The organism is Paenibacillus sp. GCM10023252 (assembly GCF_042653305.1).
Classification (GTDB): Bacteria; Bacillota; Bacilli; order Paenibacillales; family Paenibacillaceae; genus Pristimantibacillus.
In genome coordinates, this window is sequence record NZ_JBHSHW010000030.1 from 80386 (window position 1) to 104979 (window position 24594).

Below are 24594 nucleotides of genomic sequence, written 5' to 3' on the forward strand. Positions count from 1 at the left end.
CTAGCACTGCTATTCACGAACATTGAATGATTACTAAAAAGTATTTGAACGGGCTCTCTTGACTAGCTCACTTACCAATAGGTGCAAAATATACCCTATCATCGTCCATATGACCTCGCTGGCTAACCAATAGGTGCAAAATATACCCTATCATCGTCCATATGACCTCGCTAGCTAACCAATAGGTGCAAAATATACCCTATCATCGTCCATATGACTTCGCTGGCTAACCAATAGGTGCAATATATACCCTATCTACGCTCTTCAACACCAATACCGCGGAGGTAGGGGCTGCGCTCACGATAAAGAGTAGCTAGCTTGTTATACAGTCAGTCTAGCCTAACAAGCTACTCCAACACTGTAGGAGGCCGCTTCCCGCGCTGCAAGTCGCGGATGGAGTAGCCGAAGTCCATCTGAAGGTGGGGGTAATCTCGGAAGCTCTTCCAGTCGCCTCCCCATGTGAAGCCGAGCCCCTTGGCTACGGCCACCACTTCCATCCAGTCTGACTTGCCGTTCTTATTCCCGTCGTATTCCATGTCCCAGATGACCTTGCCCTGCTTCGTCCGAAGCGCGAAGTCGATCGCGAGACCGAAGTTATGGTAGGACTGGCCTCCCTTGGCCTTGGTCACGATCCGCCCACTCTCGGAGCGGCCTTGCCGATGCAGCGCATCCTGCTCCTCCTTGCTGCGGAAGCTATCCGTCACGAGAATCGTAATGCCGAGCTTCCTCGTCGCTCTCTCCAGCTCAAGCTGCTTGGCCGCAACAACGGGGTGCATCCCCATCACGGGCGGCACATCCCGCAGCTCCAGCTCCTGCTTGAGCCAAGTCACAGCTATCAAGCCTAATAGACTTATCACTAATAAGAGAAGGACTAGAGTTCTTCTTCTTCGAATATGCTTCTGCGTCAGCTGCCGCCTAGGCGAATGGCTAGGTATAAGGGTTGAATTCATTTTAGGCGTAACTCTCCTTGCACGTATATATTTTATGATGGTTGACGCTGGGTCATCTTCGTATCTCCTATGCATTGTTCGTTAACAATAGTCTACAAGAGAACGTTTAGAAGGAAGTAAGGATCAATCTTAATTTTCTCTTAAATGTTTGCAAATAGACGAAGCATCATCTACTATACGTTCATTATACAACGAAGGAGCAGTGAGCTTGAGATTATCCATAGGCCAAGTAATGGAATTGAATCGATACCCGGTGAAGTCATTCAGAGGGGAGCGTCTGGACAGCTGCGAAGTCGAGTCGTATGGCTTGCATGGGGATCGGTTTTGCGCGTTTTACGATGAGACGAAGCAGGGGTGGAGCAGTTATGTGACAGCTAGTGAGATCCCGGGCTTGCTGGCCTATGAAGCTAGGCTGGTGGATGAGGAGATAAGGATAACCTCGCCCGAAGGCCTGGCCTACGAGTGGAATGAGGAGCTGCTAGCCGACATGCAGAGGCATTCCAAGAAGAAGCTGTCTATGACAAGCTGCAGAGCACCTAACATGGAGAATCCCGACCTCATGTCGGTTGATGTGGCCAGCGTGCTAATCGTGACAGACGCATCGCTGCGCAAGCTTGAGGCGATATGGGGTAAGAATCTGGACCGCGACCGGTTCAGAGCCAACCTAGTCATCGCCGTAGACGATGATGCCCTGGATGAGAGCAGCTGGATTGGACGGCGATTGCATATAGGCGGGGCTGAGCTGCAGGTCGATTCCTGGTGCCAGCGCTGCGCGATGATTACGATTGACCCGAATACCATGGAACGAGATCCTTCTCTTCTTCGAAAAGTAAACGAGCAAATGAATCTAAACTTCGGCTTGTACGCCTCGGTTAAGAGAACAGGCCGCATAGCTGCAGGTGACCTTGTCTATCTGGACTCCGACTTCAGGTAGGGAATCAGCTGGGAGCAGCACGCAAAGCGGAGCAGGAGCAGGAGGGGCGCGTTGCGCCTTCCTCCTTGCTCCAATCCGTCAGCGCTGCGCAGCGTTACCCCTGCTCGGACTGTGAGCTCGAAGCTGGACTGCCCAGTGTTTTTTTCAACAAGAATGGGGTAATCAGCGTCGTTAGAATAATGACAATGACCAGCATAGTGAAGTACTCTTGCTTCAGCAGTCCGCCCTGCAGGCCGATGGTTGCGATGATAAGGGCAACCTCGCCCCTTGAGACCATCCCTGAGCCAATGCCCATGGAGGAGCGGGTGGAGAAGCCCGTCAGCCTAGCTCCGATTCCTGAACCAAGGAACTTCGTCAAGACAGCCACGATAGTGAAGATGACGAGCAGTCCAATCTGATCACGAAGGCCGTCGAAGGAGACGGAGAACCCGATGCTTACGAAGAATATCGGAACGAATATCGCGTAGGCAATGGGCTCGAGCTTATGCTCGACCTCCTGCTTGTAGTCTGTCTGAGAGATGGCAAGTCCGGCCGCGAAGGCGCCGATAATGCCGGCCACGCCGAATTGCTCAGCGATGTAGGCGAGGAAGAAGCAGACGATTAATCCAGCGCTGATGACGGATTCCGACACTCTCAGCGGGGCGAGCCACTTCATGATCCACTTGACCACCTTCCAGATGAAGAGAGCGACGATGATGAAGAAGATGAGCTTCTTACCAAGGACCAGAGTCAGGTTAACATCGCCGCCGCCGAATAGGCTCATGACGAAGGCAAGCAGAACTACGACTAGTATGTCGTCAATAATCGCTGCTCCCAGCAAGGTGGTGCTCTCCCTGCTCTTAAGCAAGTTCAAGTCCTTCAGCGATTGTACGGAGATGCTGACGGAAGTAGCGGACAACAGCAGACCTAGGAATATCGCATGGGAGGTCTCCATCCCAATCAAGATGCCTGTGAAGTAACCGCCTGCCCAAGGGAGAATAATACCGCCCACCGCTACCGCCATGGAGGATCGGAAGGAATTCTTCAGCTCCTTCATATCGGTCTCCAGGCCGGCCATGAACATAAGCAGCAGCACGCCGATCTCGCTAAGCTCCTCTATAATGTGGGATTGATCTACCCAGCCCAGCATGGCAGGGCCGATGATGACACCGATGAGCAGCTTCCCCACAACGGCCGGTTGGCCTAATCGTACACAGAGATCGCCTGCCAGCTTCGTAGCAAGCAGAATAATAAGAATAGTTAAGTAGAACAAGACCGTTTCCTCCCTAGTGAAGTCAGTTTTACACACATGTTGCCTTATTATTCTCGTGAGAAACCGCAAAAAGACAAAAAGGAGCCTGCATTGAGCAGGCTCCACCGGTTAATATCTATTCTGATTGGGGTAAATCATGAAAAATAAGGCAACAACTGTAGTATATCACAACTAAGGTGCTCTAATCTACTGCCCTGCAATTGGAAGTCATGATTCCAGCGGCTGTGGAGATAATGCTAAGGACATCAACGAAAGGTGGCGTTCTAAGTTCATGGCCCAAGTCCTGTACATTACCGCACATCCGCATGATCACACAACGTCTTACAGTCTTGCGGTCGGCAAGGCGTTCATCGAGGCCTACAAGGCTGCTAACCCCGGTGATGAGATTGTACCGATTGATCTCTATAAGGTGAATATTCCCCACATTGATGCCGACGTATTCAGCGGATGGGGCAAGCTCCAGAGCGGCTCTGGCTTCGACCAACTGTCGGCGGACGAACAAGCGAAGGTTGCCCGGCTAGGGGAGCTGTCCGACCAGTTCGTAGCGGCAGATAAGTACGTATTCGTCACCCCGATGTGGAACTTCTCGTTCCCGCCAATTATGAAGGCTTATATCGATTCCATCTGTGTAGCCGGCAAGACGTTCAAGTATACAGCAGAGGGTCCAGTTGGACTGCTGGGCAATAAGAAGGCGCTCCACATTCAGGCTCGTGGAGGAATCTACTCTCAAGGTCCTGCGGCAGACTTCGAGATTGGACATCGTCACCTGACGGTCATTGCCGGCTTCCTAGGCATCCCGACGTTGGAAGGATTGTTCGTCGAAGGGCAAGCTGCAGATGCGAGCAAGGCCGAGGAGATTAAGGCGAATGCAATCGCTCGGGCGAAGGATCTCGCTCAGACGTTCTAAGAGCTCTATCTCAAGAGGGTACCTAGAGGCACACCGTGCTGCTTAGGTACCCTCTTCTTCGTTATTTGCCGATGGCAGATATAGGGGATGATTCTTGAGTGTTAGGCGTGCTAGGCAGCAGCGCTTGGCCCTGCTCTGCCCGCATGTACAGGACAAGTCCGATGATCACGAGCGCTCCCCCGGTATATTGGAACCCGGCCAGCATCTCTCCGAACAGAATCATACCGAGTATGCTCGAGCCGATTGGCTCAGCCAGCACGGACATCGAGATCGTCGTAGCCTTCACATATTGCAGCAGCCAGTTGAAGATCAGGTGGCCGAAGACAGTCGGAATAATAGCGAGCAGCAGGAAGATCATCCACTCCCGCGGCGGATAGGCAGTCATGCGTACGCCAACCACGAGATTATACAGGGTGAAGAATGCAGCCGTCATCCCAAAAGTAAGGAGGCTGAACAAATAAGAGGGAACTCTTGTCAGCAGCCGCTTGGCAATGAGCATATTGACGACGATCGCGAGCGTGCCTAGCAAGGACAGCACATCTCCGTACAACGCAGTTCGCGATAAGCTGCCGTCGCCTGAGCCGACGATAACGACGCCGCAGACGGCAATGCCCATCCCGATAACGGCGTAGCGATGCAGTCGATCCTTCAGGAAGAAGTAAGCCCCGATCATGACGAATACAGGCTCGAGGGCGAGAATGATGGTCGAGCTGGCAATCGTCGTATAGGATAGGGAAGCCATCCATAGCAGGAAGTGAAGGGCTAGGAAGAATCCCGCAGCTGTCAGCAGCAGCCAGTCTCGCCGACTAATATTCCGGATCTGGCCGAGGGAGCTCTTGCCGAACGGCAGCATCAGGAGGAAGGTGAACAGCATGCGGTACATACCCTGTACAGATACAGGGGCATTCGAATAGCGTACGAGAATCGGGGCGAATGAGATCGCAAGCATCCCGATAAGCAGCGGAATCCATGGGGCAATTCTAAGTGGTGTTGACTTCATGATGTTGTGCAGCCTCAGCTTTCCTCAATGCTCGTTAATGGTTCATCGCAATCGTATGGGTGAATAACGGAATTCATAATAGTTCATTATGGCGAGGAATGCAATGGTTGCGGCTATGCTTCTAAAAAAACGCGAGCCCCCAACCAAGCGGGCTCGCGAATCCTTCTCTTACACCTTGAACCGGCTAATTGCCTCTCGCAGGCTTGCGGCCATCGTGCGAAGCTGCTCAGAGGAGGAAGCGACCTCCTGCATCGATGCCAGCTGCTCCTCGGAGGAAGCAGCTACCCGCTGGGATTGCAGCGATGAGGAGGAGGAGATACGCTCCAGCTCCTCAAGTGAAGCGGCAATCTCCTCGCTGCCTGCCGACATCTGCTCGGAGGCGGCGGATACCTCTTGCACTTGCTGGGAGACATGCTGTACAGACTGCACAATCTGCTTGAAGGTCTCTCCGGCAAGCGTAGCCGTCTCCGAGCCTTGACGAGCTTGGGAGAGCGAGTTCTCCATGGAGCTTGAAGCTTCCGCTGTTCGCGAGACGATGCCCTGCAGAATCGTCTCAATCTGCTCGGAAGAGGACTTCGAGCGCTCAGCCAGCTTACGAATCTCATGGGCAACGACGGCGAATCCGCGGCCATGCTCTCCTGCACGGGCTGCTTCAATAGAGGCGTTCAGAGCGAGCAGGTTCGTCTGATTGGCGACTTCCGTAATGAGGCCGAGAATCTCTACAATACGGCTGCTGAGTTGCTCCAGCTCGTTCATCGTCGATACATTCGCGTTCAAGCTGGATTCTACAGCAATCATTCTCGTAATCGTCTCGGTAATGATGACTTCACCGCGAGTTGCGCTGTCCGCGGTGTCGACCGCCAGCTCGGATACCAGGGAGCTCGACTCGGCCACTCGTTGAATGCCGATAGCCATCTCTGTCATCGCTCGTTGGCATTCCTGTGAGCTCTGCTGCTGCAGCTCGGAGCCCGAAGCCACCTCCTGAATCGCTTCCGTAATCTCATTCGTCGCCAGGGAGGTCTGTTCGGCACTGCTCTGCAGATTGACAGCTGATTGCGAGACTTGCTCTGATGTGCCTTGAATGCTGCGTGTCAGCTCATTCAGGCTGACAATCATCGCATTGAAGGAGGAGGCAGCTTGTCCAATCTCATTGCCGCTCTTCACTTCTACGGACACCGTCAGGTCGCCGGATGCTGCGAGCTCAGCTTGCTGCTGCAATCGCCGCAGCGGCAGCAGGGCGTAGCGGACCAAGATAATGGCAATGGCGATGGATACGACCCCGATTAGCACGGCTAATAGAATAGACTTCCATAGCAGCATGGTCAGCTGCTTTTGCACTTGATCGTAATCGTAATCGAGGCCGAAGAAGGCGACAATGCCTCCTTCAACGTTTTTGACTGGTGCGACGAAGCTGATCCATGTGCCAGCACTGTCTGTATAAGCATCAGTCAAGCTGTGGTTTCCGCTCGCAATCACTTTTTTGATCGACTTCTCGAACGGGACAGGCAGCTCGTAGGAGACGCCTGACCTCTGACCGCTCTCCATCAGCTTCTTACTGGTCAGGAGATTGGTGAGATGGCTTCTGCCATCCTTGCTCGTAAGTGTTGGCATCAAGAGATAGGCGTTGCTAATATTAAGCTCCTCGCTTACCATAGCCTCAATCTGCCGCTCTAGAATATCGAAGGATCCTCCAACAGGCACATTCGTTTCGGCGAGCGTTTTTCTCGCTTGCTCCACCAAGTCTTGGTTGAAGTTAATCTGCCCTTCCAGTGCCTCCCCGAAGGAGTCGAATTGCTTCATGTAGCTCGCTTTCTGCTGCGAATAAGAGAAGTACATCATCACACTGATGATGACAACGAGCATGAAGGATAATAAGAGAGAGCAGGCAGCTACTAGACTTTTGAAGTTTACAAGACGAAGAAGGTTGCGCATCTTTCGTCTCCCCTTTCCATGATGTATAAGTGATGGTGTGTATGGCCTATTCGTTATATCGTCGATCCGCATACTTAACATTAGATGGAATATTTAGGGGGTAACATGTATGCGTCTTCAATAATGACTTCCATTAATTGAACGAACCTGAACCTAGCGGAGGATGATAGAATACGTAGAACTGCAAGAGTTAGGAAGAGAGGAGATGACTATGATGAGAATAAGCACAACATGGACAGCCTTCTCCCTCACCGTCACGATGATGCTCATGCTCCTCAGCTCGTTCTTACAACGACCGGTTAACGCAGCGTCTGCTGCTTCGGCGCCTTACGACGATCTGGAAGGAAGCTATGCGAAGCAAGCAATCATAGCATTAACTAATAGAGGAATATTGACCGGGACATCGAAGTCGACCTTCTCGCCGAAGAAGCCCGTCACTCGTGCGGAATTCGTGACTATGCTGGACCGGCTGCTGGGCCTTGCGCCGGTGGACAGCCCGGTGACCGCGATGAAGGATATGAAGCGGTCGGACTGGTACTACGGCTGGATTCAGGCGGCGATGCAGCTGGGGCTGGCGGAGGGGACAAGCCCGGCTTCCTTCGAGCCTATGAAGCCGGTTAGCCGGCAGGAAGCAGCGGTACTGCTTACTCGTGCGCTGAAGCAAGCGGAGCAGGAGGGAGCGATGCCGGACTTCCAGGATGGGGATAAGATTGCGGATTGGGCGAAGTCCGGGGCAGCTATTGCTCAGCAGCTGGACTTGGTTCGGGGCAATGAGCATGGAGCGTTCCAGCCCATGAAGCCGATCTTGAGACAGGAGGCAGCGGTTATGCTTCACCGCGTAGTAGAGCACAAGAGCTGGGATGGGGAGCTGACTGCTCCTGCCCCTGCACAGATTCACTTAGGCTGGCAATACGGCCAATCAACCGCTGAGTATGAGCGAAGTGTTGCGGGCTCCACAGTCAACACCTTGTCGCCGAGATGGTATTTTGTCGGAGCATTGGGCAATCTAACCGATACAACGGATTCGAGCTTAGTCGCCTGGGCGAAGAACAATAACAAGCAGATCTGGGCGATGGTCGGCAATCGCAGCGATGAAGGAGCTACTCATCAGCTGCTGTCTGATGCGGCTGTGCGAGTGAAGGCAGTCCAGGCGCTGACGGCCGCAGCTAAGAAGCATGGCTTGCAAGGGCTGAACATCGACTTCGAGAATGTGGGTGCGCGGGACCGCGCAGCGTTCACGGCCTTCATCACGGAGCTCGGCACAGAGCTGCATGCTGCAGGCAAGATTCTATCGGTGAACGTATCGCCCGATCGTGGGACAAGCTGGACAGAAGCCTTCGACTACGCCGCGTTAGGTAGGCAGGCGGACTATATCGTGATGATGGGATATGACGAGCACTGGGGAGGGCAAGCGGAGGCGGGCTCTGTCGCATCTATCTCCTATGTGGACGAGGCGCTCAGGAAGCTGTCCCTGCAAGTGCCAGGCAGCAAGATGATACTGGCGCTGCCGTTCTACAACCGGGATTGGGCACTGGACAGCCATGGCCGTTCGGTGTCCTCTGAGGTCATCTCTCTCACAGAGCAGAATCACCGCATGAAGCGGCAGCCTTCCTTCCAGCTGAAGTGGGATGGGGAAGCGGGGCAATACCGAGCAGCATACCGATTAAGCGGGGTACAGCACCGAATCTGGATGGAGGATGGTCGTTCCTTAGCTGTGAAAATCGAAAAAGCCCAAAGCCATGGTGCGGCTGGGCTTGCCTATTGGTATGTGGGCGGTGAAAGCTCTGACATCTGGCCATCGGTCCGGAATGCCGAGCGGTTCGCAGCATACAACTTCACGACTTAAACGCTTAGCTTGGCGCTCGGCCTAAGCCTGAAGCACGGTATTGCCTCTAAGCGAGTTGGGGAGCAAAGAGTAAATATTTTGCAGCCAATAGATCTTGGGGCTTAGCTTGAACTTCGTATCGGTGAAGGTGCAACGGTCATAGTCGAAGTTCAGCTTATGAATATGAATGGTGCAATTCTTGAACGAGCATCCAATGTAATGGGCTCCGTCGAAGCTGATCTCTTCATTCTCGAAGTGCTGATTCGTAATATATTCCATCGTTCATTCTCTCCATTCGTCTCATTGTTCGTTGTTCTTCATTACCCAGAATGGAGAGAATGAAACCATGGAATGAATGACCAGCAGTTACTTGTTCAGTTGAAGCTTGCGCGTCTGAAGCATCCCATCGAGTCCGGTGGGGTCCTGCTTCACCTTGTACTGGGTGAACTTCTCAGCGTGGTCTGAGGTGCGAAGCCGCAGCGGCTTCGTCTCCATGCCCAGCAGCTCCACCACGACATCGGCAACGGATTCAGCAGTCTGAGGAACCGAATTCCTCGCACGGAAGGTTCCGATATAGTTCTCAATGATGGGCTTGTACTCATCGTCTAGAATGCCTCCTGTCTTCTCCAGGTGGCCGAATACGGTATCATTGAAGTTCGTCGCTACAGCGCCAGGCTCCAGCAGGGTAATGTCGATATTGAAGTAAGGCTTGTAGTAGGTAGCCATACTCTCCAGTAGTCCTTCAACAGCGAACTTGCTTGCACAGTAGATCTCGTTGAGCGGCTGTCCGACTAGTCCGCCAACGCTCGTAGTAGCAATAATGTGGCTAGACTCTGCCTTCTTCAGCAGTGGCAGTCCGGCCTGAATGGTCTGGATTACGCCGAATACATTCGTATCGAAGACCGTCTTGATCTCCTCCATAGAAGCTTGTCCAAGCGCGCGAAGGAAGCCGAAGCCTGCATTGCAGAACAAGACGTCCAGCCTGCCATGCTTCTTGTCGATCATCTCGAATGCATGCTGGAGGGAATCAGGCGAAGTGACATCCATCTCGAGGAAGTGTAGATTCTCATAGTTCGCGTACTTCTCTTCATCCCGAGCTGCATGACGTGTGCCTGCATAAACCGTCCAGCCGTTCTGGGCAAGCTTGATTGCCGATGCCAGTCCAATTCCGGAGGAAGCACCTGTAATAGCTATAATCTTGCTCATATATGGCATACTCTCCTCTATGTAAGACTCTTGTACTTATACAGTATAACCGAATAGGCATCCTCATATATACACAAGCAGGCCGAGTGAGACGAGCATACCAAGATGCCAGCCCTCACTCGGCCTGCTCTCTCCAGCTACCGCTTTGTCTTGATAGCGAGCAAGGCGTCAACCGGATCATGGCCGTAGCCGAACGCTTCCGTGAATGCGCTATTGTTGTGGTCGTGGAACCCCTTCAGCACAGTAACCGCATAGCCTCTTGCTTCCAGCTCCTCCGGCTCCCAGCTGCTGCGATGCTCTTGATAGGATTCGCCGTTCATTCCGTAGTGATCGATCCCCTTCTGGGGAAAATAACCTCTAGGAGCAAACACGACAACCTGATGCTTCGCAATCTGCTCGGCGTCCTGGAGCAGCTCAAGCGCTTCAATCTTCGTGAAGTGTTCAAGCGAGTCCATGAAGGAGACGGTCGACACCGAGTCTGGAATGAACAGCTTGCCAATGGACTTAGCTTCAGCGAGAAGCGGAATAATATGAGGCTCCATACATATTCGATTCACCAGATAAGGACGATGAATGTCCAGTGCAATAATGTGCTTATATGGCATATAGCGAAGCAAGCTGCATAAGCCGCTCCCAATATCAAGCAGACTCTCCCGATCGTGCAGCTGGCTGAGCATGAGCTCAATGAAGTTGCGGTCATACGTCTCAACAGCCAATGAATTCCCCCCTAAGCAGATCATATATCATCAAGTACATAGTATGAACGTGAAGGAGAGAAGTGACGGCGCTTGTACTTCTTCTAATAAATGTTGATATATTCCATAATTCGACAGCATATGACAATAGTACAATGGTACTATATGAAAGTCTGTGTAAGTCTATGTCATGGTGTGGGGAATGAAAAAGAATAGACTTCCGGCATATTGCTTATGGAGGGGTTATACGTTGAGAAGAGAGAAGCCGAAGGTTATCGTATTAGGCGGCGGGGTTGCTGGCATGAGTGCGGCACATGAGCTGATAGAGCGCGGATTCCGTGTGGCGGTGTATGAATCGAAGTCGATACCGGGAGGGAAGGCTCGCAGCATGCCGGTGAGAGGGAGCGGCACGGAGGGGCGCTCTGACTTGCCTGGAGAGCATGGCTTTCGTTTTTTTCCCAAGTTCTATAGACATATTACCGATACGATGAAGCGGATTCCGTATGGCGGCAACAGGCATGGGGTCTATGACAATCTGGTAGAAGGAACGAGGCTCGGACTGGCCTTCTTCGACAAGCCGATGCTTCCCTTCGTCACGGAATTCCCGAGGACTCTAGCGGATTGGAAGGTGCTCCTAAGGTCGCTGCTGGATAATGATCTGGGCTTGTCTGCCACGGATATTGATCATTATGTTGAACGGCTATGGCAGATGGTCACTAGCTGCGACATGCGCAGGCTGCTGGACTATCAGCGTATATCGTGGTGGGACTTCATAGAAGCGGACAAGCAGTCGGAGCAATTCCAACGGGTATTCACCGGCTTGTCCCGTATTCTCGTAGCAGCGAAGGCGAAGGAAGCGAATGCGAGTACGATTGGTACAGTGGGCGCAACCTTAATGCTGGATATGGTGCTGCCCGGGGGGAGCGCTGACCGGCTGCTGAATGGACCAACGAATGAGGTGTGGCTAACCCCTTGGTATGAGCATCTCGTAGCGGAGGGCGTTGAGTTCTATAAGGAATCGACTGTCCAGCATATTGCTTGTGACAACGGTGTCATCACAGGTGCTGTCATATGTCGCGGAGATGAGATAGAGACGGTGACTGGGGACTGCTACATCGCTGCGATGCCGGTTGAAGTGATGGCTGGACTGCTGACGGATGAGCTCATTGCAGCAGATCCGCTGCTTGGGCAGCTGAAGCCGCTAAGTGAATCTGTCGAGTGGATGAATGGCGTCCAGTTCTACTTGAATGTGGATGTTCCGCTTATTCACGGCCATATCATATGCATGGACAGTCCTTGGGCGCTTACGTTAGTGTCGCAGCAGCAATTCTGGCATGATTATCACTTGGAGCAATATGGGAATGGGCGGGTTAGAGGTGTATTGTCTGTCGATGTGTCTGATTGGGAGACGCCAGGCATACTGCATGAACGGCCAGCTATGGATTGCTCACGGGAGGAGATCAAGGCTGAGGTATGGGAGCAATTGAAGCGCAGCTTCAATCACAATGGGAAGGAAGTGCTGGGTGACCATATGCTCGAGGAGTGGTTCCTGGATGAAGATATTCAATTCCCTAATCCGCATGAGGCTGTCAATATGGAGCCTCTGCTAGTGAATCGTGTGCATACCTGGGATATGAGGCCGAATGCCTATACCGCGATACCGAATCTGTATCTGGCCTCTGACTATGTCCGTACGAATACGGATCTAGCTACGATGGAAGGTGCGAATGAGGCAGCACGCCGGGCGGTGAATGCGATTATCGAGCGATTCGACGTCGATTCCGATCTGTGCAGGATATGGGATATGTACGATTACGATACCTTATTCGCTTGGAGAGCCCATGACAAGACGCGCTATGAGCAAGGGCTGCCTTGGAACGGCAAGGTTCTCGGTTAGAAGTGGAGATTGAGAGTGGAAGGATTGTCTTAAGCAATGATTGAGAATATTATGGTCAGTGAATTCAAGGGTCTCCTCTATATCATGACAGCGTGCTTAGTCTTCCTGATTGTTACGCCGAGAATTACTTATGCTCATAGAGGGAGACATATCTTATTCCTTATTATTCTTCTAATCCTCACTTACTTCTATATGTCATATGAAGAGATTGACCCTATCATCTATGCGATGCACTTGACCCCGGTCTCTCTCGCGCTAGCCTCACTATTCGAAGGACTCATTCCGGGCGTTGCCACGATGGGCGCCTTCCTTGTATGCGGAATTATGCTCGTCGGCAATGATTGGCTGCCGACGACAGTTGGCTGTGTCATCCTAACCGCTAGCGGTCTCGCGCTTCATTATCGTAAGCTGTCCCATCCGTCCATCTGGCAGATTAGCGGCCTCTCCGTGTTGCTCGTCATGCTGTATCTCGCCGGCTTCCTGGTGACCTTCCTGTGGACAGGGGGACAGCTTAACCCTATGAGGGATATAGCGATTATAATGGGCTCCTTGCTCTCTTCACAGCTAGTCGGCTACACCTACTATCAGGTTAAGAATCAAGAGAAGCTGAAGGAGGAGCTGTTCCATTCGGAGAAGTATCAACTGATTGGGCAGATGGCCGCGTCCATCTCCCATGAGATCCGCAACCCTCTGACTACGACCCGAGGCTTCCTGCAGATTATGGAATACGACCGTCTGAATAAGGAGTCGTTCAATCGTTATCGCCAATATGCACTGGAAGGAATCGACGGCGCGAACGCTATTATTACAGATTATCTGAACTTCTCTAAGCCTTCTGTCGAGAGAGTCGGAACCCTTGATCTGAAGGAGGAGATTCGAGCTGCTGCCGCTTGTCTGGAGCCGCTCTGTATGAGTGCGAGTGTGGAGCTGGTCGTTAATCATGCTTCTCCTGAGCTGCTGTACGTGAAGGGAGACGCCAAGAAGCTTCAGCAGTGTCTGCTGAATGTGATGAAGAATGCGGTAGAGTCGATGGAGGTTGGAGGCGTCCTTACTGTGAGTACTCGGCAAGAGAATGGCAAGGCGATCATCTTCGTCAGAGATACAGGTGTCGGCATGAGTGCCGGTCAACTAAGGAGAATTGGGATGCCGTTCTATACAACGAAGGATAAGGGCACCGGTCTTGGCCTCATGGTCGTCCTCTCGCTTATTCGGGCGATGGACGGGAAGACTTTTTTTCGCAGCAAGACCGGGCAGGGAACGATCTGTGAGATACATCTGCCAAGCGTAGATGCGGAGGGGCATGATGTGATAACCGACCTCCGCGAATAGCATGGAGTGTCACTACCAGCCCTTAAGGATATGCACTTCTTCCTTCGTCGGCAGCACAGTGTTGTCCAGGTTGTCAGGCTTGGCCAGGAACGGCTCCTCTGCGTGAAGCCCCTCTGCTTGCACGGCAGCCTCATTCATCGGACGTTCGATAGCCGATATATCCGCAGATGTCGTCGTTGTTGAGTCTAGCAGAGGATAGGACAGCTCGGCGTCGATGGGGGGATTGCTCAACAGATTCAACTCATTCTGCTCGTCAGCCAGCTCGTCTGCAGTCTCGAATTCCGGATGTTCAGGGAGACGCAAAGTAAGATCGGCCTCTTCATCGTTCGGGCCTGCACTCGCTTCCTCGTGAGCAATCGCTTCCTCGTGGAGAGGGAGCGAGTCATCAGAAGGCTGCTGAGGCTGTGGAATTGCTGCAGGCTCATCGTCATTCGTTGAAGCCGCGGCGGACTGCTGCTGTGCAGTCTGTACAGCAGCTGCGGCTGCTTCATCAGATGACCGTTCAGCCTCTTCATCATGGAGTGCTTCAGCATCTGCTTGCTGAGGGGCGAAGAATGAGGTAGATGTGCTAATGTATGGCTCATCGCTGTAATCTGCCAAGCTGGGCTTAATTGCAGTCCGTTCCACTAGGTTGTCGATGGCTTCTGTCTCTGGGGGTAAGCTTAGCTCCTTCGTCGCCATTCGGCTGCTTCCTTGGAACACACCTCCAGATTCAATGTGCAGATCCTCTGCAGACAGATTGCCAATCAGCGAGCCGCTGGCATACACATATAGCTTGCCTCTTACCTGAACATCCCCCTTGACGTACCCGGCAAGCCGTACATTCTGCGCCGTAATATTGGAGATCGCTGTACCATTCTCACCGATTGTCACATCTCCGGCGGAATAGACGTCACCGACAATATGCCCCTCGATGCGAATGCTTCCTTCAGACGACAGCTTACCTTCGAACACGGTGCCTTCACCAATCAGCGTATCCGTCAGGGTTGCGTTAATTCTGTTGCTCTTGCGCTTGAACATAGGCTCATGGTTCCTCTCTATTAGCTTGTATATAAGGTCTAGGATCAACATTCTCCCCATTCACCGATACCTCATAATGCAGATGTGGTCCGGTACTGCGGCCAGTGTTCCCCAGCTCACCAATGGGCTGTCCCTTCTTCACCTTATCTCCATCCTCTACAGCTCTTGTATGGAGATGAAGATAACGTGTCCGTACACCGCGGCCATGGTTAATCATAATATAGTTGCCATGGGTATCATCTTCATCAGATAGGCTGACTACCCCGTCTGCAGTGGCATATACAGGCTCTCCAATCGATCCTCCTAGGTCAAGACCGCTATGGAACGTGTCTTTTCCATTGAAGGGGTCCTTGCGAATCCCGAACAAGGAAGTTACTTTACGAGAGTCTGCAGGCCAGATGGTCGGTGTGATGTCTTGCATCTTCTTGTATCTCTCTAGCGATGATCTGGTCTTCAGCAGACTTGGCTTCATCTCAGCCATCCGCTCACCAATAGATTCATAGTCGCGCTTGGTGCCCGCGATAAGCGGTTCATGCGGTTCTTCGCGAAGAGGAAGGTCAACACCGCCTTGTCCACCCGCTTCTGTAACGAGATCATTAGGTGTGTCCGTCGTACGAATACCAGCCAATTGCTTCAATTCCAGTTCCAACTGGCCAAGCTCGGCCATCTTAACCTTCATCTGCTCAGCTTGCTCGGACAAGCTCCCCAGCTCTGCTTCCAGCTTCGTTATGCTTGCTTCCTTCACCTTGATGGCTTGATTGTAATTCGCCTTGGCAGCATTCAGCTGGGTCTTCAAGTGGTCCAGGCGAGCCGCATAATTCGAGTAGAGATAGATGGCTGTGAACACTGAGATGGAGAGTAATACGGCAAGAGCCGGAATGGTGATCAGAGTGAGCCCCGATAGGCGGAATCTCTTGATGGATGTGTTCCCATCCGGAATAATGACGAATGTGAACTTTGTTGAACAGGGTTTCATGACAGCCTCCTGAATTTGCCGCAGCTTATCGACATGCTTTATTCGACAGATATCCTCTTTATTCCTTTTAAATCGGTTAATTTAGGATAAAATTTAGTAGGTGAAAAGGAGGATATTGTCGAATTGAAGCGAATTCTTAATATTTATTAAGGTTGAATCTAGGTGTCGGTCATTCCCAGGAGGTAGATTATGGTAAGGCTAGCTGGAATTGATATTGGTAATGACAGCGTGAAGCTGGTTGTAAGCGGAGGACAGGAGCCGGTTGTCATTCCGAGCGTTGTGTCCCCCGGATATGAGAGGCATGTATTGCAGGAAGAGGATTCTCCGCTTAAGGCGCTAGACGTCATGATATACAGCCCGAAGCTCAAGAAGCAGAATCAGCGATATTTTGTCGGCCTGCTAGCTTCTGAGGATCAGGATAACTCGGAGCTTGAAGAGACCGAGAACAAGGCGACTAGCGACCAGTCGCTTATCGTTGCGCTAACAGCGCTCGCCTATGCAAGTGTGTCCGGTACAGGTGCGCTAGCGCAAGTGCCTGGCCAGAACAAGGAAGAGGTCGAGTATGTCATTGGAACCGGCCTTCCGGTTCGGGCTTATCCTCGGTTCCACAAGACGTTCGAAGAGCGGCTCGTAGGAGAGCATGAAGTAACCTTCCTAACCACGCCGAAGCTGAAGGGGCGCACCATTCGCATTCAGATCCGCCGTGCCTTCGTCTCGATCGAGGGTGCAGCCGCGCTGCTGAACATGGCGACCAATGATAATCTTCAGGTTCGAGATGAGGAATTGTACAACGGAGTCATCGGTATCTGCGAGATGGGGGCCTTAACGACGGACTTCCCCATCGTGAAGCGTATGAGCATTGATAATCAGTTCAGTACGGGTGAGCAGCTTGGGCTGGCTTCCTATCTGGACTCAATCATCCGTGAAGTCGAAGACCTGCACGGATACCGGTTCGCGAGCCGCACGAAGCTGATTCAGCGGATAAGACGCGGTGAATACAATATTCAACGGGTAGGCGAAGGCCAGACGGATATTAGGTCAATTGTGGACAACTACTTCAGCCGTGCCGCGCAGAAGATTGTAGATCTGATCCGCAAGCGTTGGAAGAAGTACCCGGACATTCAATGCTTCTATGTATTAGGCGGCGGTGCTTCTGCACTGAAGCCCTATATCCAGACAGCGGCGGACGGCATGCGCCTGCGCTTCGTCGAGGACAGCGAGCTGCAGAATGTGTACGGCTATCTGAAGGTAGCGAAGAACAAGATGAACCAGTTGGAAGTCGTTCAGTAAGGAATAGAGGTGCCCCGCTAAGCTTATGGCTTAGCGGGGCACCTTTTATTTCTATTAGAGACGAGTGAAGGAGGGAGGTTATAACTTATTCTTGCGGAAGTAACCCGGTGTGACTCGGGTATGCTTCTTGAAGGTGCGATTGAAGTGGCTGATATGATTATAGCCTGACTGCAGGGCAATCTCAGTAATGGAATAATGACTTGTCCGAAGCAGCTCGATGGCCGCTTGCATACGCAGATCGGTTATGAGTTCAATGAAGGTCTTGCCCTTGATCATCTTCAGCATATAGCTGAAATAAGACGGAGACATAAGCGCCTTCGATGCCATGTCCTCTAGACGCAGATCTTCGTCGAAGTGCTTCTCCATGTGCTCAATGGCCTCGAGTAACGCTCTGCGATGAAGATGGACGTGATGGCTTGCTTCCTGGTCCTGTGTGGATGAGAATCTGGCATACTGCCTGCCCGTAATGACAAGCAGCTTCAGCAGCTCAGCCTTAATCGCGAGCTGATAGCCCTCTTCCCTATTCTCCCATTCATCCAGCAAGTTCTTCAATATGGATTCAACCTGAGCTTGAGCGGGTGAGCTGAGCGCCATCTTGGGGATTACATTATCTATGGAAATAATCGGTCTAATATAAGCGAAGTCAAGGAAATTCTGCATATGGGTCAAATCCCGAAGGCCCTCATTAATCGCATGAGGCATGAAGTCGACTTGGATCATGGCATAGTCCATTCCATCACGTGTCTCGAGGCGATGCTCCCGGTGAGGTGGAATGGAGATCAGGTCGCCTCTCATGAGAATGAAGGACTCTCCTCTGACCCAATGGAGGCAACTGCCGGACAGCATATAGCATAACTGCAGATGCTCGTGTGCATGCAGAGCTCGATTCATATACGACGGGGAGCGCAATTCAATCTTGAACGGGAATTGATCGTCGAGCATGTCTCTGTATGCATAGATAGGAAAGCTGTGCATGATCGTAATCACCGCCAATGAGAGTTAAGATGAGCTTCTCACTTCAGAGTACACGGATTCGTGGAATTGTGCAAAAAGTTCGTGGAAAAGGAAAGGAAGCGGAAGAGGTGTCATGACATAATGAAAACGGTAAGAGAAACAAAGAAGAAGCAAGGAGGACGATGCATGAATAGACTGGCGTTCAGTACGCTGCCCTGCGAAGGCTGGACTCTGGAAGAGATGATTGCCATCGCGAAGTCTTCGGGATATAGCGGCATAGAGCTGAGAGTAGGCGAAGCTTGGGCGATATCGACGGAAATGACAGCGCTTAAACAAAGCGAAGCCTATCAAATGCTCCACGAGGCGGGCGTCACCGTGACCAATCTAGGCTCAAGCGTCTGCTTCACGGGAAGCGATGCAGACGAACAGCAGCTGGAGCTCTTCAAGAAGACGGTTAGGCTCGCGGCTGTTCTTCGAACGAAGGCCATCCGTGTGTTCCTTGGCTACTTCAACCAACGACGTGACATTATTATGCCGGAGGTACCCTTCCATGTCGTATCGGCTCGCATCAAGCAGGCTTGTCAGTATGCGTCTGCATACGGTATTCAGGTCTGGATTGAGACCCATAATGAATACGCTACCGCGCGAAGCCTGAGACAACTGCTGGATGACGTTGAGATGGAGAACTGCGCTGTCATCTACGATATTATCCATCCACTGGAAGAAGGAGAGAGACCCGAAGACACCCTTGCCTTACTAGGAAGCGATTGTGCACATGTTCATATCAAGGATGGAACACCAAGTGCGGACCCGCTCCAGATCGATTGGACGTATACCAGGCTGGGTGAAGGAAGAGTTCCTATTGCGTCTATTGTCCATCAATTAGAGCAATCTGGCTACTCTGGCTTCTACTCGCTGGAGTGGGAGACGAAGTGGAGAGTAGAGCTTCAGCGCCCTGACATGGGACCGGAGAGAGTCTTGCCCGAATATGTCGCTTACATGAATCAAGTCATCCAATCTCGAACGAAATGAGGGCTTAGAAATTGAAGACATTGGTAGCCATATCGAACGAAGGCTTGCGCGAGCTGTTCTGGCAGGAGCAGGTCAGAAGCAAGCTGGATCGCATTAGCGACACGGATTTTGTTCCCATTCATGAGACATTCACAAGTGAGAGGCTCGCGGAGGTCATTAGCGGTTATGATGCCGTCATTACTTCATGGGGTTCTCCCGCATTCACGCCAGAGGTGCTCGCGAATGCTTCGCGTCTCCAATTCATCGGGCATGGAGCAGGAAGTGTCGTATCGATCGTGAAGGAAGATGTGTTCGATACGGCAGTTGCAGTTACCTCCGCTAATCGAGTACTTGCTCAATCCACGGCGGAGTGCGCGGTGTCGCTTATGTTAGCCGGCGCTTGGAGCTTGTCCGGTTATAACGCTAGGCTGAAGCAAGGGCACTGGAGTGACAATAACCGTGACACGATTCTAGGCGTAACGCGAAGAGTAATTGGACTGGTCGGCTATGGGGAGATCTCGAAGCAGGTTATCCGTCTGTTGAAGCCATTCAACGTGCGAATCCTCCTTCACTCCAGCTTCTGCAGTATAGAGGAGGCTGAGGCTGCAGGGGTGGAATTGTGCGGACTGAATGAGTTGTTCGAGCAGAGCGATATCGTATCGATGCACAATACATGGACTCCGCGAACGGAAGGCATGATTGGGAGCCAGCAGCTTGGGAGGCTTAGAGACGGCGCGTTGTTCATTAATACGGCTCGCGGACCTATCGTGCAAGAGGAGGCACTGCTGCAGGAATTGCGCCAAGGCCGTATCTCTGCCGCTCTAGATGTATACGAGCAGGAGCCGCTTCCTAAGGAGCATGAGCTGCTTACTCTGCCGAATGCGCTCTGCCTGCCTCATATCGGAGGGTACCACGGCCTGTTGAAGAGGGAGCTATGCGACTTCATTGTCGACGAGCTTGCCCGGCTAATCAAGGGCGAGGAGCTTCTCGGCCGAGTCACGCTTGATCATTATCGCAGACTGACACCCAGATAGAAGGTTATCCATGTAGGCATACAGGAATGACAATTGGAGGGTACACAGATGAGATATCCATATACAAGGCCGCTCGCCATTACGATGTGGGACTTCTCTTGGCTGGAGCGAAGATGGGCCGGAGCGGGTTATGAAGATTGGGACAAGGCACTTGATGAATTAATAGAGCGCGGCTATGATGCCGTTCGAATTGATGCTTATCCTCATCTCATTGATGCGGACGGTGAGAAGGAGTGGACATTAATCCCCCGTTGGAACCAGCAAGTATGGGGAGCAGCATCGTTGACCCGCGTATCGCAAGTCGCTCGGCATCTGGTCGAGTTCATGAGCATCTGCAAGCGCAAGGGCATCGCGATCGGCTTGTCGACCTGGTTCAGACAGGATGAAGACGACATCCGAATGAATCTGAAGACGCCCGGCGATCTGGCACGCATATGGCGCTCCACCCTTAAGGTCGTAGAGGAAGCAGGGTTAATGGATAGCCTGCTGTTCGTGGATCTGGTTAATGAATACCCGGCGAAGCCGTGGACGCCATTCCTGTATGCAGCAGCGGAGAGTGACGAGGTAACGCGTGACTCCGTGATTAGCGTGAAGTGGATGAAGGAATCGCTTGCTATTCTTCGCGAGAGCTATCCCGATCTGAACTACACGTTCTCGGATTATGACTATCAAGGAATAGAGTCAAGGGAGGTCGACTATCTGGACTTCCTGGAACCTCACCTCTGGCTGCCAACCTTCACGGATTGGGACCAGCAGGTCGGCTACAAGTATGAAGCCTTCGAATCAACGGGCTATGACAATCTGGTTAAGCATGCAGCGAATGTCTATTACAGCAATCAGAGCTACTGGGATGGCGCAATTGTGGATGGCATCGAGCGAATCGCAGCGTGGTCCAGAAGGACGGGCAAGCCGTTAATAACGACCGAATGCTGGGGTGTAGTTGATTGGAAGGACTGGCCGCTGCTGGATTGGGAGATGGTGAAGGGAATGTGCGAGCTAGGTGTTCGAACCGCAGCCTCCAAGGGAGTATGGGTCGCTATAGCAACGAGTAACTTCTGCGGTCCGCAGTTCGTAGGGATGTGGCGAGATATTCATTGGCACCGCAAGCTGACGGATATTATTCATAACAGTACGCTGCCCGAGCAGATGCTTAATAGGGGGACGAATTAATGCATACGGATAAGATGAATATGACGGAACAGTGGACGACCATTGCACAGTTCATTACGGATAGAACGAAGCGCAATGCCATGCGCTTCCAAGATAAGCTGCCTGCCCAGACGAAGGATGGCCGTTATGAATTCGCTGACAACGGCTTCTGGACGGGAGGCTTCTGGACAGGGTTGAATTGGCTGTCTTACGAGCTAACGGGAGATGACAGCTATGTCACCTCAGCTCGCGCCTCCTATCCGCGGCTGCTTAAGCGCATGTATGAGACGCCAGAGACGATGGATCATGATACGGGATTCCTATTCTCCTTGTCATTCGTCGCGGATTACAAGCTGACTGGCAGTCCAGAGGCCAAGCGTATTGCTCTTGACGCGGCCGACCGGCTGCGCGAGCGGTTCAATGAGAAGGGCAGGTTCATTCAAGCGTGGAACGTATGGAAGCCTGGGGACCCATTCAGCGAGGAGAATAGAGGCAGAATCATTATTGACTGCATGTATAATCTTCCTCTCTTATTCTGGGCGGCGGAAGTGTCGGGAGACTCTGATTATCGCAGAGTTGCAGAGGCGCATGCTGATACCTGTGCGTCAACGATTATTCGATCGGACTATACGGCGTACCATACCTACGTGTTCGATCCCCTTACGGGTGAGCCTAAGTATGGACGCACCTTCCAAGGCTATTCCGACGATTCTGTATGGTCGCGCGGGCAGACATGGGCCATTGGAGGCTATACCTATGCCTACCGTTATACAGGCAAGCAGGAATATCTGACCATTGCGGTAGGATGCGCGAAGCAATACTTGAATCGGGTCGAGAGGGATTATGTACCTGTGTGGGACTTCTCGGTGCCGGACCGTGAAGCAGCCCTTCGAGACAGCTCCGCTGCGGCTATTGCTGCTGCCAGCTTGCTTGAGCTTGCCAAGTATGTGGAAGGTGATGACAGGTCTGCATTCACGGAGTATGCCAAGCATGCGGTATTAAGCTTATACGATGCATATTCAACCGCCGGTGATGAGGATAACGAAGGTCTGCTCCTGCATGGCTGCAGTCATCATCCCATGAACAGTCATGTGGATTGTTCACTCATCTATGGGGACTATTATTACGCGGAAGCAGTAGCACGGCTGTTAGGCGCAACCAAGTCTTATTGGTAGAATGAATAGCAGAGGGGCGGTCCCCACAGGTCATAGATGACTGGTCATAGATGACTTGGGGACGCCCCTTATTCATGGAACAGCGAGCAGGCTGCTCACTTCCCTGGCACTAGAAGCACCTTGCCGGCAGACATGTGGCTGCTGTAATAGTGGGCGGCCTCGGCCGCCTCCTCCAGCGGGAAGCGACGATGAATATCGGTCTGAATCGAGCTGCCAATGAGCTTCGTCAAGGTGGACTGCATCGCTAGCAGCTTCAGAATAGACTGAGACTTCACCCAGTCCGACATCCAGAAGCCTTGGATGCTCTTGCGGTGGAATACGAGATCTTCCGCATCGGCGGTCGTCTTCTCCCCTGACAGCAGGCCGTATTGGTAGAGGGTGGAACCATCCGGCATAGCGGTCAGGACCCGCCCGGCAAGCTCACCGCCGACCGCGTCGAAGCATACAGCTGCTCCAAGCTCTGCGCAGCGCACCTGCAGCTCCTCGTCGAAGCCAGCTGCTGTGCTGACGAGCACATGCTGTTCCCCCAGCTGCTTCAGCGTCTCCGCTTGCTCCTCCCGGCGTACGATGCTGATGACCGTAATTCCCATCCCCTTCGCCAGCTGGATGAGCACCTTACCCAGTGCGCTTGCACCGGCGGTATGTACCACCGCCTTCACTCGGCTCTTCTTCGTTATCGACAGCAGCGCATAAGCGCTGGCCGGATTAACGAAGAAGACGGCCCCTTGCTCATCGGACACATTGTCCGGAAGCACGATACAGCCTAAGGCGCTGACGTTCACATACTCGGCCCAAGCGCCGCAGTTCTGCGAAGCGAAGGTAACCCGCTTGCCCTTCAGCCGCCGCGCAGCGAAGCCGCTGCCTGCCGCTACGACTAGGCCGGAGCCTTCCACGCCGGCTAGGCAGGGCAGCGGCAGCTTCACGCCGTACTTCCCTTCGAGGAACAGAAGATCCGAAGGATTAATGGAGCTTGCCAGCACCTTAATTAACACTTCCCCAGGCGCAAGCTGTGGAATGTCGGTCTCCACCAGCTCCAGATCTGATGCCCCGCCGTATCCATTCAGCCTGACGGCCTTCATTGTACCTTGCACAAGGATTCCCCATTCCATCATGATGTTAGATAAGATTTCCATTACTCATCCTCTAACATATCATGGATGGGCCGTAACCTCTACCCCTTAAGCGCCCCAACCATAACGCCCTTAACGAAGTACTTCTGCACGAATGGATAGACGCACAGGATGGGAACGGTAGCAATCATGATCGTGGCGTACTTGATCGTCTCACCGACCTGGAACCGCTCTCCAGCACTGGCGTCGCCGGACATGCTGTCCGTTGCATTCGCAATGAGTATCTCCCGAAGCACCAGCTGCAGCGGGAACAGCTCACGATCTTGAATGAAGACGGCGGCGTAGAACCAACCGTTCCACTTCTCCACCGCATAATACAGAATCATGACCGCGATGACTGGCATAGACAGTGGAATAATGATGCGCAGCAGAATCGTGAAGTGGTTCGCCCCGTCCATCTTCGCCGACTCCTCGAGAGAATCGGGCACGGCCATGAAGGCTGTCCGCATAATGATCAGGTTGAAGGTGGAGATGGCGAATGGAATAATGGTAGCCCACAGTGTATTAACGAGCCCGACATTCTTCACGATGAGATAGATGGGAATAAGCCCCCCGTTGAAAAACATTGTAAACACAATGACGAAAATAAACAGCTTATTCCACATGACATTTTTGCGAGAAAGAACATAAGCAGCCAGCGAGGTCATCGTCAGGTTAAGAATGACGCCGAAAAACAAAATAAACAGGGTATTCTTGTACCCGGTTAGAATGCCGGGATTCCGAAATACATTCAGATAAGCCTCAAGGCTGAAGCCTAACGGCTTCCATAGGAAGCCCTTGTGGCTGACGAGCTGATTCGCTTCACTTACAGAGGCGAACAGCACATAGAGCAGCGGATACAGCGTGACGGCAACGAGCAGCAGCAGCACAACGTGTATCAAGTAATCAAATAGTCGGTCTAATCGGCCAGTCTCTTGCTTCATGCGGC

Annotated in this window: 22 protein-coding genes; 10 read left to right on the forward strand and 12 right to left on the reverse strand. The window is 52.4% G+C overall.

Annotated features, from left to right (window positions below; all coding sequences use genetic code 11):
• Positions 1 to 347 precede the first annotated feature (347 nt).
• Positions 348 to 950 (reverse strand): M15 family metallopeptidase, encoded by a 603-nt coding sequence (locus ACFO9Q_RS18300; protein WP_379184743.1) that lies wholly within the window; start codon positions 948 to 950, stop codon positions 348 to 350.
• A 208-nt stretch (positions 951 to 1158) separates the two neighbouring features.
• Here ACFO9Q_RS18300 and ACFO9Q_RS18305 point away from each other — a divergent pair, with 208 nt between their 5' ends.
• Positions 1159 to 1884, forward strand: a complete 726-nt coding sequence (locus ACFO9Q_RS18305) for an MOSC domain-containing protein (protein ID WP_379184745.1) — start codon at positions 1159 to 1161, stop codon at positions 1882 to 1884.
• A 94-nt stretch (positions 1885 to 1978) separates the two neighbouring features.
• On the opposite strand, the gene ACFO9Q_RS18310 is transcribed toward ACFO9Q_RS18305, so the two are convergent.
• Entirely contained in the window at positions 1979 to 3136 is a 1158-nt protein-coding gene (locus ACFO9Q_RS18310) for a cation:proton antiporter (protein WP_379184747.1), read from the reverse strand.
• Positions 3137 to 3407: 271 nt separating this feature from the next.
• On the opposite strand from ACFO9Q_RS18310, the gene ACFO9Q_RS18315 reads away from it, so the two are divergent.
• A complete protein-coding gene (locus ACFO9Q_RS18315; RefSeq protein WP_379184749.1) occupies positions 3408 to 4043 on the forward strand; it encodes an FMN-dependent NADH-azoreductase in 636 nt (211 codons plus the stop codon).
• A gap of 61 nt (positions 4044 to 4104) precedes the next feature.
• Here ACFO9Q_RS18315 and ACFO9Q_RS18320 read toward each other — a convergent pair whose 3' ends face one another.
• Entirely contained in the window at positions 4105 to 5043 is a 939-nt protein-coding gene (locus ACFO9Q_RS18320) for a DMT family transporter (RefSeq protein ID WP_379184751.1), read from the reverse strand.
• Positions 5044 to 5211: 168 nt separating this feature from the next.
• Positions 5212 to 6975 carry a methyl-accepting chemotaxis protein gene (locus tag ACFO9Q_RS18325; RefSeq protein WP_379184753.1) on the reverse strand — a complete coding sequence of 588 codons (1764 nt, stop codon included), beginning with the start codon at positions 6973 to 6975 and terminating at the stop codon, positions 5212 to 5214.
• A 211-nt stretch (positions 6976 to 7186) separates the two neighbouring features.
• On the opposite strand from ACFO9Q_RS18325, the gene ACFO9Q_RS18330 reads away from it, so the two are divergent.
• Positions 7187 to 8821, forward strand: coding sequence for a glycosyl hydrolase family 18 protein (locus ACFO9Q_RS18330; protein WP_379184755.1), 1635 nt, complete (start codon positions 7187 to 7189; stop codon positions 8819 to 8821).
• 21 nt (positions 8822 to 8842) lie between these two features.
• Here the strand turns inward: ACFO9Q_RS18330 and ACFO9Q_RS18335 are convergent, their stop codons facing one another.
• The 3 genes from ACFO9Q_RS18335 to ACFO9Q_RS18345 all read right to left on the reverse strand — a co-directional run bounded on the left by ACFO9Q_RS18335 (position 8843) and on the right by ACFO9Q_RS18345 (position 10722).
• Entirely contained in the window at positions 8843 to 9079 is a 237-nt protein-coding gene (locus ACFO9Q_RS18335; protein WP_379184757.1) for a hypothetical protein, read from the reverse strand.
• A gap of 87 nt (positions 9080 to 9166) precedes the next feature.
• The gene (locus ACFO9Q_RS18340; RefSeq protein ID WP_379184759.1) at positions 9167 to 10006 is read right to left on the reverse strand and encodes an SDR family oxidoreductase; all 840 of its coding nucleotides are present in this window, start codon (positions 10004 to 10006) and stop codon (positions 9167 to 9169) included.
• A 137-nt stretch (positions 10007 to 10143) separates the two neighbouring features.
• A complete protein-coding gene (locus tag ACFO9Q_RS18345; RefSeq protein ID WP_379184761.1) occupies positions 10144 to 10722 on the reverse strand; it encodes a hypothetical protein in 579 nt (192 codons plus the stop codon).
• Positions 10723 to 10951: 229 nt separating this feature from the next.
• Between ACFO9Q_RS18345 and ACFO9Q_RS18350 the strand changes: the two genes are divergently transcribed.
• The gene (locus tag ACFO9Q_RS18350; protein ID WP_379184763.1) at positions 10952 to 12598 is read left to right on the forward strand and encodes a hydroxysqualene dehydroxylase; all 1647 of its coding nucleotides are present in this window, start codon (positions 10952 to 10954) and stop codon (positions 12596 to 12598) included.
• Positions 12599 to 12634: 36 nt separating this feature from the next.
• Positions 12635 to 13927: an ATP-binding protein gene (locus ACFO9Q_RS18355; RefSeq protein ID WP_379184765.1), complete on the forward strand. Its 1293-nt coding sequence runs from the start codon at positions 12635 to 12637 to the stop codon at positions 13925 to 13927.
• Between the two features lie 12 nt (positions 13928 to 13939).
• On the opposite strand, the gene ACFO9Q_RS18360 is transcribed toward ACFO9Q_RS18355, so the two are convergent.
• Both ACFO9Q_RS18360 and ACFO9Q_RS18365 read right to left on the reverse strand, forming a co-directional pair.
• A complete protein-coding gene (locus ACFO9Q_RS18360) occupies positions 13940 to 14947 on the reverse strand; it encodes a bactofilin family protein (RefSeq protein WP_379184767.1) in 1008 nt (335 codons plus the stop codon).
• Between the two features lie 4 nt (positions 14948 to 14951).
• A complete protein-coding gene (locus ACFO9Q_RS18365; protein WP_379184769.1) occupies positions 14952 to 15923 on the reverse strand; it encodes a M23 family metallopeptidase in 972 nt (323 codons plus the stop codon).
• A gap of 189 nt (positions 15924 to 16112) precedes the next feature.
• Between ACFO9Q_RS18365 and ACFO9Q_RS18370 the strand changes: the two genes are divergently transcribed.
• Positions 16113 to 17213: a hypothetical protein gene (locus tag ACFO9Q_RS18370; RefSeq protein ID WP_379184771.1), complete on the forward strand. Its 1101-nt coding sequence runs from the start codon at positions 16113 to 16115 to the stop codon at positions 17211 to 17213.
• Between the two features lie 78 nt (positions 17214 to 17291).
• On the opposite strand, the gene ACFO9Q_RS18375 is transcribed toward ACFO9Q_RS18370, so the two are convergent.
• Complete coding sequence (locus ACFO9Q_RS18375) at positions 17292 to 18188, reverse strand: helix-turn-helix transcriptional regulator (protein ID WP_379184773.1); 897 nt, start codon at positions 18186 to 18188, stop codon at positions 17292 to 17294.
• 165 nt (positions 18189 to 18353) lie between these two features.
• On the opposite strand from ACFO9Q_RS18375, the gene ACFO9Q_RS18380 reads away from it, so the two are divergent.
• From ACFO9Q_RS18380 to ACFO9Q_RS18395, 4 genes are read left to right on the forward strand one after another with little or no spacing between them, the layout of a single operon-like run.
• Positions 18354 to 19199 (forward strand): sugar phosphate isomerase/epimerase family protein, encoded by an 846-nt coding sequence (locus ACFO9Q_RS18380; protein ID WP_379184775.1) that lies wholly within the window; start codon positions 18354 to 18356, stop codon positions 19197 to 19199.
• 11 nt (positions 19200 to 19210) lie between these two features.
• Complete coding sequence (locus tag ACFO9Q_RS18385; protein ID WP_379184777.1) at positions 19211 to 20212, forward strand: hydroxyacid dehydrogenase; 1002 nt, start codon at positions 19211 to 19213, stop codon at positions 20210 to 20212.
• A 48-nt stretch (positions 20213 to 20260) separates the two neighbouring features.
• Positions 20261 to 21382 carry a cellulase-like family protein gene (locus ACFO9Q_RS18390; protein ID WP_379184779.1) on the forward strand — a complete coding sequence of 374 codons (1122 nt, stop codon included), beginning with the start codon at positions 20261 to 20263 and terminating at the stop codon, positions 21380 to 21382.
• Positions 21382 to 22536 carry a glycoside hydrolase family 88 protein gene (locus ACFO9Q_RS18395; protein ID WP_379184781.1) on the forward strand — a complete coding sequence of 385 codons (1155 nt, stop codon included), beginning with the start codon at positions 21382 to 21384 and terminating at the stop codon, positions 22534 to 22536. The genes ACFO9Q_RS18390 and ACFO9Q_RS18395 overlap by 1 nt, the downstream gene beginning before the upstream one ends.
• A 95-nt stretch (positions 22537 to 22631) precedes the next feature.
• Here the strand turns inward: ACFO9Q_RS18395 and ACFO9Q_RS18400 are convergent, their stop codons facing one another.
• Complete coding sequence (locus ACFO9Q_RS18400) at positions 22632 to 23669, reverse strand: zinc-binding dehydrogenase (RefSeq protein WP_379184783.1); 1038 nt, start codon at positions 23667 to 23669, stop codon at positions 22632 to 22634.
• Between the two features lie 38 nt (positions 23670 to 23707).
• Positions 23708 to 24589: a carbohydrate ABC transporter permease gene (locus tag ACFO9Q_RS18405; protein ID WP_379184786.1), complete on the reverse strand. Its 882-nt coding sequence runs from the start codon at positions 24587 to 24589 to the stop codon at positions 23708 to 23710.
• Between the last annotated feature and the right edge of the window lie 5 nt (positions 24590 to 24594).